This is a genomic window from Kineosporia babensis (genome assembly GCF_021129305.1).
GTDB classification, from domain to species: Bacteria; Actinomycetota; Actinomycetes; order Actinomycetales; family Kineosporiaceae; genus Kineosporia; species Kineosporia babensis.
In genome coordinates this window covers 25517-43916 of sequence record NZ_JAJOMB010000013.1, presented here as the reverse complement: position 1 = coordinate 43916, position 18400 = coordinate 25517, and the positions used below count along the sequence as shown (strand labels likewise).

Sequence of the window (18400 nt, the reverse complement as noted above, 5' to 3'; positions counted from 1 at the left end):
GACGGGGTGGGCACCTTTGGTGACCACCCCGTCCATAGTTTGGTTGGGAACCTTTTAGACCAGGCGGTGCATCCAGCCGTGGGTGTCCTCGGCGCGGCCGTACTGGATGTCGAGCAGCGTCTGGCGGATCTTCATGCTGACCTCGCCGGTGGGGATCTCCAGCTCGCCGCCCTCCCAGCTGAGCCGGCCCAGGGGGGTGATCACCGCCGCGGTGCCGCAGGCGAAGACCTCGGTGATCTCGCCCGAGGCCACGTCTGCGCGCCACTCGTCGATGCTGATCGGGCGCTCCTCGACCTTCAGGCCCATCTCGCCGGCCAGAGCGAGGATGGAGGCACGGGTGATGCCCTCCAGGATGGTGCCGGAAACCGGCGGCGTGACCAGCGTTCCGTCCTTACGGACGAAGTAGATGTTCATCCCGCCGAGCTCTTCGACCCACTTGTGCTTGGCCGAGTCCAGGAAACAGACCTGCTCGCAGCCGTGCGCCTGGGCCTCCAGCTGAGCGGCCAGGCTGGCGGCGTAGTTGCCCCCGCACTTGGCCGCGCCGGTGCCGCCCGCCGCCGCCCGGGTGTAGGTGGAGGACAGCCAGATCGAGACCGGCTTGACCCCGCCGGCGAAGTAGCCCCCGACCGGCGAGGCGATCAGCAGGTAACGCACCTGCTTGGCCGGGCGGACACCGAGGAAGACCTCGGAGGCGTACATGAACGGCCGCAGGTACAGGCTGCTCTCGCCGCCCTCGTGGCTGGGCACCCACTCCTGGTCGGTGCTGACCAGCAGCTCCAGGGACTTCAGGAAGTCGGCCTCGGACAGCTCGGGCAGCGCCAGCCGGCGGGCGGACTGGGCCAGCCGGGCGGCGTTGGCCTCCGGGCGGAACGTCCAGATCGAGCCGTCGGCGTGCCGGTAGGCCTTCAGCCCTTCGAAGATCTCCTGGGCGTAGTGCAGCACTGCGGCGGCCGGGTCGAGCTGGATCGGGCCGTAGGGCACCAGGCCGGCGTCGTGCCAGCCCTGGCCGTCGGTCCAGTCGATCGAGACCATGTGGTCGGTGAAGAACTTCCCGAAACCGGGGGCGGCGTGGATCTCGGCCCGGCGCTCCGGCGTGACCGGTGACGGGTTGAGTGTGGTGCTGAAAGACAGTGGTGCGGCGCTCATCGCGATACTCCCTCGCAACCCGGCCCGGACGTGGCGGAACCGGTTAAAGAAATCTATTGACGACGGTAGCAGCGGGGATGCTGGGCGACCGGGCGGTGGTGGTGGCCGGACGCCGGCTCGCTGGTACCGGATGCGGTGCTTCGTTGTTCCTGGCGGCGGTGCCTTGCCGTTTCTGGCGGTGGCGCCTGCTTGTTCCTGAGCGAAGCGTGCCCCGGGGTTCCGGGGACGGGGCCCCTGAGGTAGCGCCTTGTGGCTCACGAACCTCGACCGCTCCGCCGGGAAGAACCTTCGTTGTGTACACACGGGGCACCTGGTACCGGATGTACCGCTACCACCCGCCGACGACGGGCCGAGAGGCTTCGGTGCCCACGGACGTCCTCAGGCAGTTGGTGCTACCCGCCGGAGGCAAACGCGACGGCGGCCGGTCGGGGATCACCCGACCGGCCGCCGTCTTCAGTACTGGGACGGGCCCCTGGTCAGGCGAGCCGGGCGGCGATCGAGTCGCCGATCTCGGCCGTGGTGCGTACTCGGTCCGCGCGCTCGATCAGGTCGGCGGATACCGCCTGCTCGACCTTCTGGGCGGCCTTGTCCAGGCCGAGGTGCTCCAGCAGCATGCCCACCGACAGGATGGTGGCGGTCGGGTCGGCCTTCTGCTGACCGGCGATGTCCGGCGCGGAGCCGTGGACCGGCTCGAACATGCTCGGCGCGGTGCGGTCGGGGTTGACGTTGCCGGAGGCGGCCAGGCCGATGCCCCCGGCGATCGCGCCGGCGATGTCGGTGATGATGTCGCCGAACAGGTTGTCGGTGACGATCACGTCGAAGCGGCCCGGGTTCTGGACCATGAAGATGGTGGCCGCGTCGACGTGCAGGTAGTCGGTGGTGACCTCGGGGAACTCGGCGTTGACCTGCTCGAGGGTGCGGCGCCAGAGGTGACCGGCGTGGACCAGCACGTTGTGCTTGTGCACCAGGGTGAGGTGCTTGCGCGGGCGGGCGGCGGCCCGGCGGAACGCGTCGCGCACCACCCGCTCGATACCGAAGGCCGTGTTGATGCTGACCTCGGTGGCGATCTCGTGCGGCGTACCCGTGCGCACCGCGCCGCCGTTGCCGACGTACGGCCCCTCGGTGCCCTCACGGACCACGACGAAGTCGAGCCCGTTCTCCAGGACGGCCGGGGACAGGGGCGAGGTGACGCCCGGGTACAGCCGCGCCGGCCGCAGGTTCACGTAGTGGTCCAGCTCGAACCGCAGGCGCAGCAGGAGGCCCCGCTCCAGAACACCGCTGGGCACGGCGGGGTCGCCGATCGCGCCGAGCAGGATGGCGTCGTGCTGCCGGATCTCGGCCAGCGCGGCGTCGGGCAGTGTCTCGCCGCTGGCGTGCCAGCGACGGGCACCGAGGTCGTACTCGGTGGTCTCGAAGGACACCTCCGAACCGACCGCCGCCCGCAGGACCTTCAGGCCCTCGGTGACGACCTCAGGGCCGATGCCGTCGCCGGGGATGACGGCCAGACGGACGGACGAGGGGGTCCTCGGGGTGCTCATGCTCCGCATCCTACCGGCTCGGGTCCGGATCCTGGTCACGATGTCTCATCATGTGGACGGCGGTTCCGGCGCGTTTCACCTGGCCGCAGCCCCGGGCGTGTCTAGAGTTGTCCGCATGGGATTCCGGATGGATGCCGTCACCGTGGTCGTCGCCGACCTGGGCAAGTCGACCGCCTTCTACCAGCGGCTGGGCTGTACGTTCGAGCCCGGCGGGCACCCGGGCGCGGCGATCGCCGACCTGGGCGGCCTGCGGCTGCTGCTGTACACCGAGGATCTGCTGCGCGAGCTGGACTGGGACATCGACCAGGACGCGCCGCGCACCGGGGTCACCCTGGGGATCCGCTGCGACACCGCCGCCGAGCTGGACGAGCTGTACGCCTGGCTGGACGAGGACGGCTACGGCTTCCGTGAGCCGCTGGACGCCCCCTGGGCCCGCCGCCACGCCACCGTGCAGGACCCGGACGGCACCCACATCGACCTCTACGCCCCGCTCCCCTAACCCGCTCCGCCCCGCCCCGCTCCCCTAACCCGCTCCGCCCCGCTCCCCTAACCCGCTCCGCCCCGCTCCCCAGCTTCACCAGCCCCAGTCGCATTTGCCAGCTCTGGTTGCCTTGGAAGCGTTGGAAAGCTGCTTCTACGGCAACTACCGCTGGTGAAGCTGGGACGGCAGAAGGCCCCCGCCACCGGATCGCGGTGGCGGGGGCCTTCGGCGTGGCTCAGCGGCCGGCGGAGCCTTCGACGTAGTCCGAGTCGGTGGTCTTGACCCAGCTCATCAGCTTGCGCAGCTCGCGGCCGGTGGCCTCGATCGGGTGGGTCTCACCCTTGGCGCGCAGCTCCTTGAACTCCGGCGCGCCGGCGTCCTGGTCGTTGATGAAGCGCTCGGCGAAGGCGCCCGACTTGATGTCGGCGAGAACGGCCTGCATGTTCTCCTTGACCTTCTCGTCGATCACCCGCGGGCCGGAGACGTAGTCGCCGTACTCCGCCGTGTCCGAGACGCTCCAGCGCTGCTTGGCGATGCCGCCCTCGTACATCAGGTCGACGATCAGCTTCAGCTCGTGCAGGCACTCGAAGTAGGCCACCTCGGGCTGGTAGCCCGCCTCGGTCAGGGTCTCGAAGCCGTACTGGACCAGCTGCGACATGCCGCCGCAGAGCACCGCCTGCTCACCGAACAGGTCGGTCTCGGTCTCCTCGGTGAAGGTGGTCTTGATGCCACCCGCGCGCAGGCCACCGATCGCCTTGGCGTACGAGAGGGCCAGGTCCCAGGCCTTACCGGTGGCGTCGGTCTCGACCGCCACGATCACCGGCACGCCCCGGCCGTCGACGTACTCACGCCGCACCAGGTGACCCGGGCCCTTCGGGGCGACCATGCAGACGTCCACACCGGCCGGGGGCTTGATGTAGCCGAAGCGGATGTTGAAGCCGTGGCCGAAGAACAGCGCGTCGCCCTCGGCCAGGTGCGGCTCGATCGACTCGGTGTACACGTGACGCTGCACGTGATCGGGCGTGAGCAGCATGACCACGTTGGCCTCCTGCACCGCCTCGGCGACGCTGACCACGCGCAGGCCCTCGGCCTCGGCCTTGGCCCGGCTCTTGCTGCCCTCGGCCAGGCCGACGCGCACGTCGACACCGGAGTCACGCAGGCTCAGCGCGTGGGCGTGGCCCTGGCTGCCGTAGCCGATCACGGCGACGGCCTTGCCGGCGATCAGCGAGAGGTCGGCGTCGGCGTCGTAGTACATCTGTGCTGCCACGGTGCAAGTTCTCCTTGGGGTTTCGGTTACGGGTAAGAGGCTACTCAGGCCGAGCGCAGGGCCCGGTCGGTGATCGAGCGATTGCCGCGGCCGATCCCGATCAGGCCGGACTGGGCCAGCTCACGGATCCCGAAGGGCTCCAGCACCTTCAGGAACGCGGCCAGCTTGTCCGGGCTGCCGGTGGCCTCGATGGTGACCGCGTCCGGGGCCACGTCCACGACGTGACCACGGAACAGCTCGACCGTCTCCAGCACGTGGCTGCGGGTCTGCACGTCGGCGCGGACCTTGACCAGCAGCATCTGGCGCTGGACCGAGGCGCCCGGCTCCAGCTCGACGATCTTGATCACGTTGATCAGCTTGTTCAGCTGCTTGGTCACCTGCTCCAGCGGCAGCTCGTCGACGTCCACCACCACCGTCATCCGGGACACGCCCGGGTGCTCGGTGGGGCCGACCGCCAGCGAGTGGATGTTGAAGCCGCGCCGGGCGAACAGGCCGGCGGCCCGGGTCAGGACGCCGGGCCGGTCCTCGACCAGGACGGAAAGGGTGTGCTTGTGCGTCACGGGTCTCAGCTCTCAGTTCTCGCGCTCGAAGTCCGGGGCGGTGTCCCGGGCGATCTGGATCAGGTCGTTGCTGACCCCGGCCGGGACCATCGGCCAGACCATCGCGTCGCGGTGCACCACGAAGTCGATGACGACCGGCACGTCGTTGATCTCCATCGCCTTCTTGATCGTGGCGTCCACGTCGTCCGGGCTCTCGCAGCGCAGGCCCACGCAGCCGTAGGCCTCCGCCAGCTTGACGAAGTCGGGGATCCGGCTGCCCACCGAGGTGTGCAGGTCGGTGTTGGAGAACCGGCCGTTGTAGAACAGGTTCTGCCACTGCCGGACCATGCCCAGGCTGGAGTTGTTGATCACGGCGACCTTGATCGGGATCTGGTTGATCACACAGGTGGCCAGCTCCTGATTGGTCATCTGGAAGCAGCCGTCGCCGTCGATCGCCCAGACCACGCTGTCCGGGGAACCGGCCTTGGCGCCCATCGCGGCCGGGACCGCGTAGCCCATCGTGCCCAGGCCGCCGGAGTTGATCCAGGTGCGCGGGTTCTCGTAGTCGATGAACTGGGCGGCCCACATCTGGTGCTGGCCCACGCCGGCCACGTAGATCGACTCCGGGCCGGAGATCGCGCTGATCCGGGCCAGCACGTCCTGCGGGGAGACCTCACCCTCAGGGGCCGGGGTGTGGCCCAGCGGGTAGGCCTGGCGCCAGCCGTCCAGCTGGGTCCACCAGGCGCTGAGGTCGGCCTGGCGGCCGGCCGCATGCTCGGCCTCGACGGCCAGCAGCAGCTCGGCGATGACCTCCTTGGCGTCGCCCACGATCGGCACGTCGGCGGCCCGGTTCTTGCCGATCTCGGCCGGGTCGATGTCGGCGTGCACGACCTTGGCGTGCGGGGCGAACGAGTCCAGGTTCCCGGTCACCCGGTCGTCGAACCGGGCGGCCAGGCTGATCAGCAGGTCGGCCTTCTGCAGGGCGGTGACCGCCGCCACGGTGCCGTGCATGCCCGGCATCCCCAGGTTCTGGGGGTGGGAGTCGGGCAGCGCGCCCAGCGCCATCAGGGTGGGGACCACCGGGGCGCCGGTCAACTCGGCCAGGCGCAGCAGTTCCGCGCTGGCCCCGGCCTTGATCACGCCGCCGCCGACGTACAGCACCGGGCGCTCGGCCGTGGTCAGCAGCCGGGCGGCCTCCCGGATCTGCTTGTTGTGCGGCCGGGTGACGGCGCGGTAACCGGGCAGGTCCAGCTTCGGCGGCCAGGAGAACGTGGTCTGCGCCTGCAGGGCGTCCTTGCTGACGTCGACCAGCACCGGGCCGGGGCGGCCGGTACCGGCGATGTGGAACGCCTCGGCCACCGCTCGCGGGATCTCCGCCGGGTCGGTGACCAGCATGTTGTGCTTGGTGATGGGCATGGTGATGCCGACGATGTCGGACTCCTGGAAGGCGTCCGTGCCGATCACCTTGCTGCTCACCTGGCCGGTGATCGCGACGATCGGCACCGAGTCCATGTAGGCGTCGGCGATCGCGGTGACCAGGTTGGTGGCCCCCGGGCCGGAGGTCGCCATGCAGACCCCGATCCGGCCGGTGGCCTGGGCGTAGCCCTCGGCCGCGTGACCGGCGCCCTGCTCGTGCCGGACCAGGATGTGCCGGATCTTCTCGGAGTCCATCAGCGGGTCGTAGAGCGGGAGGATCGCCCCGCCCGGAATCCCGAAAACCGTCTCTACACCGACCGACTCGAGCGAGCGGACGAGGCTCTGCGCACCGGTCATCGGCTCACCGGTGACCTGGGGGGCGCTCGGGGTGCTCGGGGCGGCGGCGCGGGCGCCGGGGGACTCGGTGTGCTGGCCGGGCATCAGGGGGTTCCTTCGCTCGTCGGATCAATGCTGAACATCGGGTGGACCGGTTCGTCCGAGCCGGGGCGATGATCAGCGTGCAACCGTCGGCAGGGACGAAAAGACCCCTCGGCCCATAGGGCACAAGGGGTCGCGCGCTCGCGGGTCATCATGACCTCAGCGGGCGCGCCGTCCAAGTACGAGAGTCTTACGCACGCTCACACGTTGCCCCCGGATCACGGGGATGTCAATCGCGACGCCCTCTGTCTCACGGATTGAGACGCGGCGCCCGCCCCTCGGTCAGATCGACGGACGACTGCGCCCGGACGTCCCTCTGGTCACCGATTTCCGCTGCTTGCGGCGCTTTTTCGCCCTCCTGGGCGATGTCGACGAATTGTTGCTCATCGATCTGAATCGGCCCACGCTGCAGCAACTGCCGCAGCTCGGAGGCGGGCAGTGCCTTGGAGAGCGCGAATCCCTGCCCGGCCTGCACCCCTAGGTCACGCAGGGCGCGCGCCGTGGCCAAATCCTCCATACCCTCGGCCACCACGCTCAGGTCCAGCCCTCGGGCCATCGCCACCACCGCCGACAGCAACGCGGCGGCGCGGGGATCGGTACCCAGGCCGGCCAGCAGCGAGCGGTCGATCTTGACCAGACTCACCGGCATCCGGCGTAGGTAGGAGAGCGAGGAGTACCCGGTGCCGAAGTCGTCGATGGCCAGCCGGATACCGGCGTCCCGCAGCGCCTGCAGGGCCACCGGAGCCGGACCGCTGTGCTCCACCAGCTGACTCTCGGTCAGTTCCAGCACCAGCCGCGACGGCGGTAACCCGGTGGCCTCCAGCATTCCCGTGACCAACTCGACAAAAGCGGGCGAGACCAGCTGGGCCACCGACATGTTCACGCTCACCGACACCCCGAGGCCGCGCCGGTGCCAGCCCGCCGCCTGAGTCACCGCCTGGCGTAACACCCACTCCCCCAGCTCGGTGATCGCCCCGGTGTCCTCCGCCACTTCGACCAGCTCGGCCGGGCTCACCACGTCGTCCAGGCCGGGCATCCGCTCTACCCCGGTGGGCAGACGCAACAGTGCCTCGACGCCCTGCACGTGCCCGTCGGTCAACCGCACGATGGGCTGGTAGGCCACCGACAGGCGGCCGCGCTCCAGTGCATCGCGCAGACCGATCGCCAGGTCCACCCGGCGCCGTACCTTCTCCTCGAGCTCGGGCTGCCAGCGTTCGTAGCGCGAGCGCCCGTCCGATTTGGCCCTGTACATCGCCAGATCGGCCCGGTGCACCAAAGTCGCCGCGGTGTCCGCGTCGTCGGCACTGTGCGCGACACCGACGCTTACCCCCAGCTGGACCGTGCGACCTCCGACCCGGAACGGAGGGGCAACCGCCTCGACCAGACGCTGAGCCGCTGTGGCCGCCGCCACCGGGCCGATTCCGTCCAGCGCCAGGATGAACTCGTCGCCCCCGACACGAGAAATGATCCGGCGCCGGGCGTCCACTCCCCCGGCCACCGCGTCCAGCCGCGCCGCCACGTCCACCAGTACCCGGTCTCCGGCAGCGTGCCCGAACCGGTCGTTGACCGCCTTGAACCCGTCCAGGTCGGCGTAGAGCACCGCGATCTCCGGGTTACCCCCGCTCATCCAGGTACCCACCTCGTCGAGCAGATGGGTGCGGTTGGCCAGGCCGGTCATCTGGTCGAACCGGGCCAGGCGTTCCAGCCGCTGGCGCAGCTCCACCGAGTCGGTGACGTCGTTCAGGTTCGCCACCGCGCCGCCGTCCACCCCGCGTAGGCGCAGCTGAGCGGTGCCGGCGGCGGGCGGGGCCAGGCGGACCTCGATCTCGGCCTCGTCTCGGTGGCCGCGGGTTACCTCCAGCACGGCCTCGCGTACCTTGCGCTGATCTTCTACCCGGGCCAGTTCCTCGAACGGGCGCTGGAGGACGGCCCCGGGCGCGCGGTGCAGCAGACGTGGGGCGGCGGCGTTGACGGCGAGCACGCGGCCGTTGGTGTCAAGCCGCAGCAGTAGGTCGCTGGTGTTCTCGACCAGGGCGCTGAGCCGCTTGCGGGCCTCGACCTGGCGGCGCAGCAGTTCGTCCTGTTCCAGGAGCAGCAGGGTCAGCCAGACCGCGAAGGCCAGCGCCAGGCAGCCCAGGCCGAACAAGGGGATCTCGCCCGTACGCCCGGCCATCGCTTGTAGACCTACGGCGAGCGCGGCGGTCAGGGTTACGCCGTAGGGCACAACTCGGCCTCGGCGGCGGGGTAAATGATGGACGTCGTCGGCGGGTTCGGCGATTCGCTCCGGTCGAGCTTGGGGCTGGGTGGGCAAGCGCGCCAGGCGCAGGCTGTAGGCCGCGAGCAGGGCGCAGGAAGCGAGTACCACCGGCACGAGCACCGCGTCGGAGGCGTTGGGCCACTCGGGGATGCCGGCCCCGGCGATGCGGGTGCCGCGCAGCAGGTCGGCGGCGAACACGGCGGTCAGGGCCATCACCAGTACGCCCCAGGACCGGCCCGGGGAGGCATTGCCCTCGGGCCCGACGTAGCCGTGCTGGCCGGAGGTGCGGGTCGGCAGGCGCAGCACCACCAGCAGCGCGATCAGGTCGAGCACGGCCGGCAGCAGGGCGAAGGCCGCGCTGGCCGGAAGCTCGACCGGGGCGTCGGCCACCACCCAGACGATGCTGGCCGCGCCGAACGCCAGTACCGCGGCCTCGGCGACCCCGATGCCCGGCCTTCGGCCCGGGACGATCCGGTCGCCCGAGCCGGCGATGGCGGTGAGCAGGCCACCCGCGGCCAGGACCATCAGGAAGTCGGCGAGCTGACCGGACAGCAGCGTTCCGGCCGGCTCGACCAGGCGGGCCGAGGCACTGGCAACCGCCCAGCACACCCCGCCGGCGGCCACGGTGGCGGTGATCACGACCCGGCTGCGCGAGCGCAGCGCTGCGTGCAGCCACGCCAGCCCGGCCAGGATCGCCGCAGCAGCCATCCCGATAGCGGTCAGCACGCGACGACAGTAACCGCCGGGTGGGCACTCGACGTTGCCAAATGCCGGTTCTGCGCAACTCTCAACTGTTCGTGATCGGGCGGTATTTCAGCGTGAGGGCTGGCGGTCGTCCACGGCTCGGCGCGGTTGCGGGATCCGGGGCGCCGGGGCCGGGCTGACGAACGGGTCGCTGGCCCGCAGCTCCTCGATCGGGCGGGGTGGGGAGAACAGGAAGCCCTGGGCCAGCCGGCAGCCGTACTCCAGCAGCAGCTCGGCCTGCCGGCGGGTCTCCACCCCCTCGGCGATCACCTCCAGGCCGAGTTCGGCGGCCAGCCCGAGCATCGAGCGCACCAGCACGTCGTCCTCGGCCTGCTGGCCCAGTCCCCAGACGAACTTCCGGTCGATCTTCAGGATGTCCACCGGCAGCCGGGACAGGTACTGCAGCGAGGAGAAGCCGGTGCCGAAGTCGTCGATCGCCACGTGCACGCCCTCGGAGCGCAGCAGTTCCAGCCGGGAGGCGGTGCGGCCCAGGTCCTGGATCGCGGCCTGCTCGGTGATCTCCAGGGTCAGCCGGCTGGGGGCGATCCCGCTCTCGGTCAGCGCCTGCATGGTGATGTCGAAGAAGTCGGTGCCGACCAGCTGCTGGGCCGAGACGTTCACCGCCATGCCCAGCCGCTCGTCCCGCCAGCCGGCCAGCTGCCGCAGGGACTCCCGCAGCACCCAGGCGCCCATCGGCACGATCAGCCCGCTCTCCTCGGCCACCGGCAGGAACTGCGCCGGGGACCAGGTCTCGGCGCCGACCGGCCAGCGCACCAGCGCCTCGAAACCCTCCCACTGCCGGGTGTGCAGATCCACCACCGGCTGCAGGTACAGGGTCAGGCTCTCGTCCCGCACCGCGGTCTCCAGGTCGCCGCGCAACCGGTGGTGCTCCATCACCCGCTCGGACATCCAGGGTTCGAAGTCCACCACCCCGGCGCCGCCGCGCTGCTTGGCCCGGTACATCGCCAGGTCGGCGTCCCGCAGCACTTCCCGCGCGGTCCGGGTGACCGCCGGATCCGCGAGCACCAGCCCGAGACTGGCCGACACCGAAGGACGTCCGTGTGCGGTCTCGTCGAAACCGTTGAACGCCGTGACCACCGCGTCGGCGGCGATCCGGGCCGCCTCAGGGTCGGCCGCGGCCGGCATCACCGCGAACTCGTCGCCGCCGAGCCGGGCCACTGCATCCCCCGGCCCGGCTGCCTGCCGCAGGCATTCGGCCGCCTTGTGCAGCAGCCGGTCGCCCTCGGCGTGGCCCATCGTGTCGTTGACTTCCTTGAAGTTGTCCAGGTCGATGAACATCACGGCCACCGTCTGCCCGTCGGCCAGCCGGGCGTTCACCGCCTCCAGGAACGCGGTGCGGTTGAGCAGCCCGGTCAGCGGGTCGGTCTGGGCGGCGTCCAGAAGTTCGCTCTGCATCCGCACCCGGTCCGAGACGTCCCGGCCGACCAGCACCGCGCCGCCGTCGTCGCGCGGGGTGATCCCCCACTCGATCACCCGCCAGCGGGACTTCTCGGCCGGCCACATGTTCCCGACCAGCCCGATGGTGCCGGGCGGATCCACCGGGCCCGAATCGTCCTCAATTCCCGAGAAGGCAGGCCGGAAACGGGTCTCGACCCGTTGCTCGCCCCGCCGCGAGACCGCGACCCCGGCCGTCAGCTGCTGGTCGTCCGGGTGCAGGTAGTCGGTCAGGGTGGTGCCGACCAGCTGCTCGGAGGTCATCGCCAGCACCCGGGTGGAGGCCGGGTTGGCGAACTCGATCACCCCGAAGTCGTCCACCTGCAGGATCACGTCCTGGGTGTTCTCCAGCAGGTCCTCGTAGAGCCGGCTGCGCGCGGTCAGGTCGTTCCAGAGCTGCTCGGTGCGGTACGACTGCGCGGTCAGCGCGATGCAGGCCGCGGCCGAGGTACCCAGCAGCAGCATGGCGACCACCGGGTCGGTGGCGCCGGGCACCACGATCAGGGCCAGCGCCAGCGGGACCGGCAGCTGCCACAACCGCAGCGTGCGGGGCCGGGGGTCCAGGTGCGGACGCCCGTAGACGCCACCGTTGTCGAGCCGGGTGGTGTACGCCATCAGGCACCAGGCCAGCGCCCAGAACGGCACCGCCAGCTCGGTCCGGGTGGCCAGGCCGATCGCGTCCCCCACCAGCGAGAGACTGCTGGAGGCGATGGCCAGCAGCGAGGCGGTCCGGAACATCGGCATGGTGCGCAGCGCCAGGCCGATCCCGGCACTGGTCAGCAGCATCACCGGGACGAACCAGAGCAGGGCCGGGGCGATCTCGGGCCGGACCGCGACCAGGTTCTGCTGCACCGCGACGATCCAGGTCACGCCGACCAGGTTGGCCAGGAACAGCCAGCCGTCGGCCACGATCGCCAGGTTCTCGCGGGCGGGCAGGCCCGAGGCCGGGTTGTTGGTGGCCACGATGAACAGGATCGGGATCAGTGGGCGCAGCACGCCCCAGAACCAGACGTCCGGCAACCCGGCCAGGGCGGCGATCGAGATCGCGCCCCAGAGCAGGAAAGCCACGCCGGAGCACAGCGTTCCGCGCCGGTAGGCAGGCTCGCGCCGGGCCGCGTCGAAGGCTACGCAGGCCGCCCCCACCGCCATCGCAGCAGTCGCGATGATCGCGATCAGCATGTGTCCACCCGGAAACCAGCTCTCCCCCGTCGGCCCGCCGCGGATGTGGACGGTCCTGCGCGAGTCATCGGCGGCTGAGGGAGAAAGGTTGAACGGCTACCCCAGAACCGCCCCTTGCGAGGCGGATCCGACCAGCTTGGTGTACTTCGCCAGGACTCCCCGGCGGTAGGCGTGCGGAACCGGAGTCCAGTCCCGCAGCCGGTTCTCGACCTCGGCCGGCTCCACCAGCAGGTCCAGGGTGCCGTCCGCGACGTTCAGCCGGATCCGGTCGCCGTCGCGGACCGCCGCGATCGGCCCGCGGTCCACCGCCTCCGGCGTCACGTGCCCCACGCACAGCCCGGTGGTGCCGCCGGAGAAGCGGCCGTCGGTCAGCAGCAGCACGTCCTTGCCCAGGCCGGCGCCCTTGATCGCCCCGGTGATGGCCAGCATCTCGCGCATCCCCGGGCCACCCTTGGGCCCTTCGTGCCGGATCACCACCACGTCCCCGGCCGTGATCGTCCCGTCCTCCAGCGCGTCCAGCGCCGCGCGCTCGCGCTCGAACACCCGGGCGGTGCCCTCGAACACGTCCTCGTCGAACCCGGCGCTCTTCACCACCGCACCCTCGGGTGCCAGCGAGCCGTGCAGCACGGTGATCCCGCCGGTGCGGTGGATCGGCTCGGAAAGTGCGCGGACCACCTTGCCGTCCAGGTCCGGCGGGTTGATCCCGGCCAGGTTCTCGGCCATCGTCGCGCCGGTCACGGTCAGCACGTCGCCGTGCATCAGCCCGGCGTCCAGCAGCGCCTTCATCACCACCGGCACCCCGCCGACCCGGTCCACGTCGAACATCACGTAACGCCCGAACGGCTTCACATCGGCCAGGTGCGGCACCCGGGCGCCGACCCGGGCGAAATCGTCCAGCGTCAGCGAGACCTCGGCCTCGTGCGCGATCGCCAGCAGGTGCAGCACCGCGTTGGTCGAGCCGCCGAACGCCATCACCACGGCGATCGCGTTCTCGAAGGCCTCCTTGGTCAGGATGTCCCGGGCGGTGATCCCGCGGCGCAGCAGGTTGATCACGGCCTCGCCGCTACGCCGGGCGAAGCCGTCGCGGCGGCGGTCGGTGGCCGGGGGTGCGGCCGACCCGGGCAGCGACATGCCCAGGGCCTCGGCCGCGCTGGCCATGGTGTTGGCCGTGTACATACCCCCGCAGGCGCCTTCGCCCGGGCAGATCGCCCGCTCCAGGATGTCCAGGTCCTCGCGGCTCATCAAACCCCGGGCGCAGGCGCCGACCCCCTCGAAGGCGTCGATCAGCGTGACGTCCTTCTCGCTGCCGTCGGTGAAGGTGGCCTTGCCCGGCAGAATCGAACCGGCGTACAGAAAGACCGAAGCCAGGTCCAGGCGGGCGGCGGCCATCAGCATGCCCGGCAGCGACTTGTCGCACCCGGCCAGCAGAACGCTGCCGTCCAGCCGCTCGGCCTGCATCACCGTCTCGACGCTGTCGGCGATCACCTCGCGGGAGACCAGCGAGAAGTGCATGCCCTCGTGGCCCATCGAGATGCCGTCGCTGACACTGATCGTGCCGAACTCCAGCGGGTAGCCGCCGCCGGCGTGCACCCCGTCCTTCACCGCCTTGGCCAGCCGGTCCAGGCTGAGGTTGCACGGGGTGATCTCGTTCCACGAACTGGCCACCCCGATCTGCGGTTTCACCCAGTCCTCGTCGCCCATCCCGACCGCGCGCAGCATGCCGCGCGAGGCGGTGGCCTCGATCCCGTCGGTGACCTGCCGGCTGCGCGGCTTGATGTCGTGCTCGCTCGTCTGGCTCACACCGGGTGACCCTACGCCGACCCGCAGTACCAGCCCGGAAAACACTCTGACGCGGACGGGCTCCCCTCCGCACCGGCCCGTCCGCGCCGGTGCCTCAGAAACCGGCCAGCTTGTCCTTCACCTGCGGCAACAACCAGCCCGGCATGGTCTCGAACCGTTCCCCGACGTGCTGGTCGTCGATCGGCGAGTACTCCGCCGCCACCGGCCGTTCCACCGCACCGATCGCCAGTTCCGCGCCCGAGGAGTCCAGGAACCGCACCGACTTCACATCGGTGCGGGAAGTACTGGCCAGCGTGTTCGTGGCCGACGAACGGGTGGCTCCGCCCGGGCCGTCCCATTCCACCGAAACGGTCCCCTCAGGTCCCAGCGCCGCAGTCTGGATGACTTCGTCGCTACGGCCCTTTTTGGTGTCTTTGTAGCTCTGCCAGACCACCCCGGTCTCCGCCTCCGGGTGCCCGCTGGGCAGCAGCCTTGCGTAGTCCAGGTGGGAGTGCGGTCCACCCTCGCGCTTACCGTACGGAGCGGAAATGTGGCCGGCGGCCAGCACCCGGGCACCGCTGGGCAAGGCCAGTACCCCGACCAGAGGACGATTCGGATCAGCTTTCGTGATCGGTTCCGGATCCGCAGCCAGCAGTTCCCAAATTCCGTCGGAGAACGGCTGGCGGGCGGCGCCCCAGGTCTGGGCGGCGATCTGCTCCAGTTGGGAAGCCTGCTCCGCCGGCCCGCCACGCTTCGGGACCAGGTTCACGGCACCGATCCCTCCGTCGAACGGCTGGGTGGAGAAGTCTCGGTAGGGCCCCCGATCCCCGTCGACCACCAGGGCGTACTCGCCGGGCTCAGCCGGGGGCACCACCGCCTCCTGCACCCCCGCCTCGGCCTCGATCTCCTTCGTTCGCTCGAACACCATGCCCGAGGCATCGATCTCCGGGGGCATCTGCAGCTGGACGTCTTTCGGCTCCCGGGAGACCACATAGGCGGCAGCGCCCAGATCCCTGCGCTCAGCCAGGTTCAGGTCGTGGAACATCTGGTCGGAGGTAACCACTCCGCCGAAGTTGTCCCCCGGTTCCTCGAATCCGTTCGCCCGCATCCGATCGGCCGCTGCCCCAGCCCGTCCGTAGAACTGGATCAGGCGCGGTCCGTCGGTGCTGGGCCAGGTGCCTACGGCAGCGGCCACCCGGTAATCACCGATGTCCGAGGCGTAGACCACCTTGACGTCGTCAATCGGGGCCTCCAACTCACTCCCCTCAAGGTTGTCGGCCGCAGCGTTGGGGTCCGTCAGATCGCGACTGGCCGCCCACGTCCGGAATTCGTCGAGCCACTGACTGTCGTTGGCAAGGTTTCCCCTTACCTCGACCAGGTATTCGGGGGTATGGCGATCAGCCGGGGCCGTCTTGTCCAGCCCTCCCCCGAGCAATCCCTGCTGCACCACCAGCAGCCCAGCCACAGCGGCGGCAACCGCGGCAATTGCGAGCCCCACCCGGCGACGACGGCTGGCCCGGGAAGCCTGGATGAATCCCTGAATCTCGGCCCACGGCGGCATCGGAGCCGGTTCGGCCGCCAGCGCCTTGTCGACATCGTCGAGCACGGACCGGATCTCTGCTACGAACCTCTCGCTCATCGCGAGGCCTCCGTCCAGTCCGACCCCAGCAGGGCTCCCAGTACCTGAGGATGCTTGCGCAGGGCGGCGATCGCCTTGGACAGCTGCGACTTCACCGCACCGGCGCTGATCCCGAGAACCCGCGCGGTCTCCTCCACCGAGCGGTCTTCCCACAACCGCAGCACCACGATCGTGCGCTGGCGGGGTGGCAGATCGTTCAGCCCGGCCCAGAGGCCGGAGCGCAGGGCCTGAGTTTCGGCGTGGTCGTAGAGTTGCGCGGGTGGCCGGACGATCTCTTCCAGCGACAGTTCGGGCAGCCGGCGCCGACGATGCCGGGACGCCGCGGTGTTGGCCACCGCCGTCCGCACGTAGCTTTCCGGCGAGTCGGCACGGATCTTGTCCCAGCGCCGCCAGCACCTCTCCAGCGCCACCTGCACCACGTCCTCGGCGATCTGGTGGTCGCCGGTCAGCAGGAACGCATACCGCTGAAGGGCGCCCCAGCGCGCGGCGACGAACCGGCGGAAACTGACCTCGGCCGACTCCTGATCCAGTTCCCGTGCCTGCGAACCGCTCTCGGTGAGCAGGTCGTAGCGCGCGGGCGGGGCCGGCCGGGCCGGTTCGCTGAGCAGGCGCAGCGCACGCAGCGCCGGCAGCAAGGCCATCACGAGGATCTCCGTGGCTCGATGGACAAGGACATCATCTACAGACGCCGCCGACCCATCGAGAGGTTTCCACCGATTCGGAACTTTTCGCCACGACTTCGGGGACGTGACAGACTCCCCCGGCATGACCGACCCCGTGCTTGTCGCCTGTTCCCACGGCACCCGATCCCCGGCCGGCCGCGCCGTGATCGAGCAGTTCCGCGCCGAGATCGCCGCCGCCCGGCCAGGCCTGCGGATCGAGGCCGCGCACGTCGACGTGGAGGAGCCGTTCGTGGGTGACGTGGTGAACCGGCTGCGGGACGAAGGTGCGTCGCTGGTGGTCGTGCCACTGCTGCTCTCCACCGGTTTCCACGTCAAGACCGACATCGGCCGCGCCGTGGCCTCGGCCCCCGGCCAGGCCCGGGCCGCCGCCCCGCTCGGCCCGGACCCCCTGCTGATCCAGGCGCTGCAGGACCGTCTGACAGACGCTGCCCCGGATGACGTGATCGTGCTGGCGGCGGCCGGTTCCAGCGACCCGGCGGCGAGCGAGGCTGTGCAGCAGACCGCCGCCGCGCTGTCCGCCGCCCGAAACGGCGCCGACGTGAGTGTCGGTTACGCGGCAGCCGGCGCTCCTACGGTGGCCGATGCAGTGGCCGCCGCCCGAAAGGCCCACCCGGGAAGGCAAGTCACCGTTGCTTGTTACCTGCTGGCACCCGGCCAGTTCGTCACCCGGCTGAACGAGGCCGGGGCCGATCGGGTCACCGCTCCCCTGGCACCGCATCCGGCGCTGGTCGAACTGGCCCTGCGCCGGTACGACGAGGCCCGCTGATCCGCTCCATCAGGGCGCGCGGCGGACCGTAGAGAACCCGCAGCCCGCCGCGGAGCGCCAGCCAGTGCAGGGCCAGCGACAGGGCGACGGCCAGCACGGAGAACACCAGCGGGATGCTCAACAGCACCGTGTGGTCGGCGCCGGTACCCCCGGCCTGGTCGAAAAGGAACACCATGAGCACCACGAGCGGGGTGTGGGCCAGGTAGATCGCCAGTGTGCGCGAGCCCAGGTGCCCGAACACCTTCAGGGGTTGCAGCAGCAGACCCAAGGCGACCCCGGCCAGGACCGCCACCAGCCGCGCCGCCAGGCCTACCCCGGGCCAGCCCAGCACACCGAACTGCAGGGCCAGGCCGGTGGTGAGCAGCCAGGCGGCCACTGCGGCCCAGGCCCGGATCCGGGTCATTCCAGCGCCCAGGGCCAGCAGCAGAGGCCGGTGGTAGCAACCGATCAGGAAGAACACGTAGTAGCGCGGCACCCCGGCCCAGCCCTCGTTCAGCCCGGCCGGGACCAGGCTGGAGAAGGCCAGCGCCGCGACCACCAGGCCGAGCCCGATCTGCCGGCCGGGTGAGCGGCCCGAGCCCAGGCGGGCGAGCACGAAGATCACCGCCAGGGCCCAGATGAACCACAGCTCGAAGCGCGGGCGCAGCGGGCTGGCCAGCAGCGAGGCCAGCATCCGCAGCGGGGTGAGCTGGTCGCCGGTGATCTGGGCGGCGACCAGCGCCTGGCCACTGCCGATCACCTGCCAGAGCAGGTACACCCAGCCCAGCACCAGCACCCGCCGGCCGAACAGCTCCCGCCAGGGCCCGTGCAGCCACTTGGCCGCCAGGATGCCGGAGCAGAGGAAGAACATCGGCATCCGCAGGGTTTCGGCGAGCTCGTTCACCGGATCCCAGGCGCTGATCCGGACGCCGGTCTCCTGCACCCACTCGGTCGCGTGCAGGAGCACCACCAGAGCGATCGTCAGCCCCCGGACGGTGTCGATCCAGACCACCCGGCCGGAGCCACGCAGGTCGACGACTGCAGGATTCTGTGCCATGGATTCCTACCCGTTCCCCCGGATGAGCAGACCACGT

The 18400-nt window shown here is 70.5% G+C and carries 13 protein-coding genes; 2 read left to right on the top strand and 11 right to left on the bottom strand.

What is annotated here, in order from left to right; translation table 11 throughout:
• Window positions 1–54: 54 nt before the first annotated feature.
• Window positions 55–1146 (bottom strand): branched-chain amino acid aminotransferase, encoded by a 1092-nt coding sequence (locus LR394_RS22750; RefSeq protein ID WP_231445227.1) that lies wholly within the window; start codon window positions 1144–1146, stop codon window positions 55–57.
• A gap of 476 nt (window positions 1147–1622) precedes the next feature.
• Window positions 1623–2684: a 3-isopropylmalate dehydrogenase gene (locus LR394_RS22745; RefSeq protein ID WP_231445225.1), complete on the bottom strand. Its 1062-nt coding sequence runs from the start codon at window positions 2682–2684 to the stop codon at window positions 1623–1625.
• A gap of 40 nt (window positions 2685–2724) precedes the next feature.
• On the opposite strand from LR394_RS22745, the gene LR394_RS22740 reads away from it, so the two are divergent.
• Window positions 2725–3183 carry a VOC family protein gene (locus LR394_RS22740; RefSeq protein ID WP_231445223.1) on the top strand — a complete coding sequence of 153 codons (459 nt, stop codon included), beginning with the start codon at window positions 2725–2727 and terminating at the stop codon, window positions 3181–3183.
• Between the two features lie 217 nt (window positions 3184–3400).
• On the opposite strand, the gene ilvC is transcribed toward LR394_RS22740, so the two are convergent.
• The 8 genes from ilvC to LR394_RS22700 form a co-directional block, all read right to left on the bottom strand.
• The gene (gene ilvC / locus LR394_RS22735; protein WP_231445221.1) at window positions 3401–4432 is read right to left on the bottom strand and encodes a ketol-acid reductoisomerase; all 1032 of its coding nucleotides are present in this window, start codon (window positions 4430–4432) and stop codon (window positions 3401–3403) included.
• 44 nt (window positions 4433–4476) lie between these two features.
• Window positions 4477–4992 (bottom strand): acetolactate synthase small subunit, encoded by a 516-nt coding sequence (ilvN, locus tag LR394_RS22730; protein WP_231445219.1) that lies wholly within the window; start codon window positions 4990–4992, stop codon window positions 4477–4479.
• A gap of 12 nt (window positions 4993–5004) precedes the next feature.
• Window positions 5005–6828 (bottom strand): acetolactate synthase large subunit, encoded by a 1824-nt coding sequence (locus tag LR394_RS22725; protein WP_231445217.1) that lies wholly within the window; start codon window positions 6826–6828, stop codon window positions 5005–5007.
• 247 nt (window positions 6829–7075) lie between these two features.
• Window positions 7076–9808, bottom strand: a complete 2733-nt coding sequence (locus tag LR394_RS22720) for a putative bifunctional diguanylate cyclase/phosphodiesterase (RefSeq protein ID WP_231445215.1) — start codon at window positions 9806–9808, stop codon at window positions 7076–7078.
• 87 nt (window positions 9809–9895) lie between these two features.
• Window positions 9896–12460: a putative bifunctional diguanylate cyclase/phosphodiesterase gene (locus LR394_RS22715; RefSeq protein WP_231445213.1), complete on the bottom strand. Its 2565-nt coding sequence runs from the start codon at window positions 12458–12460 to the stop codon at window positions 9896–9898.
• 96 nt (window positions 12461–12556) lie between these two features.
• Window positions 12557–14260, bottom strand: a complete 1704-nt coding sequence (gene ilvD / locus LR394_RS22710; RefSeq protein ID WP_231445211.1) for a dihydroxy-acid dehydratase — start codon at window positions 14258–14260, stop codon at window positions 12557–12559.
• A gap of 94 nt (window positions 14261–14354) precedes the next feature.
• Window positions 14355–15878 carry a hypothetical protein gene (locus LR394_RS22705; protein WP_231445209.1) on the bottom strand — a complete coding sequence of 508 codons (1524 nt, stop codon included), beginning with the start codon at window positions 15876–15878 and terminating at the stop codon, window positions 14355–14357.
• The gene (locus tag LR394_RS22700; protein ID WP_231445207.1) at window positions 15875–16519 is read right to left on the bottom strand and encodes a SigE family RNA polymerase sigma factor; all 645 of its coding nucleotides are present in this window, start codon (window positions 16517–16519) and stop codon (window positions 15875–15877) included. Before LR394_RS22700 ends, LR394_RS22705 begins: the two co-directional genes overlap by 4 nt.
• A gap of 124 nt (window positions 16520–16643) precedes the next feature.
• On the opposite strand from LR394_RS22700, the gene LR394_RS22695 reads away from it, so the two are divergent.
• Window positions 16644–17327, top strand: a complete 684-nt coding sequence (locus LR394_RS22695; RefSeq protein ID WP_231445205.1) for a sirohydrochlorin chelatase — start codon at window positions 16644–16646, stop codon at window positions 17325–17327.
• Here the strand turns inward: LR394_RS22695 and LR394_RS22690 are convergent.
• Window positions 17257–18363 (bottom strand): acyltransferase family protein, encoded by a 1107-nt coding sequence (locus tag LR394_RS22690; RefSeq protein ID WP_231445204.1) that lies wholly within the window; start codon window positions 18361–18363, stop codon window positions 17257–17259. The genes LR394_RS22695 and LR394_RS22690 overlap by 71 nt on opposite strands.
• Window positions 18364–18400 lie beyond the last annotated feature (37 nt).

Coding starts and splice junctions, on each gene's coding strand:
- LR394_RS22750 (WP_231445227.1), bottom strand. CDS start 1,146: ATGAGCGCCGCACCACTGTCTTTCAGCACCACACTCAACCCGTCACCG.
- LR394_RS22745 (WP_231445225.1), bottom strand. CDS start 2,684: ATGAGCACCCCGAGGACCCCCTCGTCCGTCCGTCTGGCCGTCATCCCC.
- LR394_RS22740 (WP_231445223.1), top strand. CDS start 2,725: ATGTCTCATCATGTGGACGGCGGTTCCGGCGCGTTTCACCTGGCCGCA.
- LR394_RS22725 (WP_231445217.1), bottom strand. CDS start 6,828: ATGCCCGGCCAGCACACCGAGTCCCCCGGCGCCCGCGCCGCCGCCCCG.
- LR394_RS22715 (WP_231445213.1), bottom strand. CDS start 12,460: ATGCTGATCGCGATCATCGCGACTGCTGCGATGGCGGTGGGGGCGGCC.
- LR394_RS22705 (WP_231445209.1), bottom strand. CDS start 15,878: ATGAGCGAGAGGTTCGTAGCAGAGATCCGGTCCGTGCTCGACGATGTC.
- LR394_RS22700 (WP_231445207.1), bottom strand. CDS start 16,519: ATGGCCTTGCTGCCGGCGCTGCGTGCGCTGCGCCTGCTCAGCGAACCG.
- LR394_RS22695 (WP_231445205.1), top strand. CDS start 16,644: ATGACCGACCCCGTGCTTGTCGCCTGTTCCCACGGCACCCGATCCCCG.
- LR394_RS22690 (WP_231445204.1), bottom strand. CDS start 18,363: ATGGCACAGAATCCTGCAGTCGTCGACCTGCGTGGCTCCGGCCGGGTG.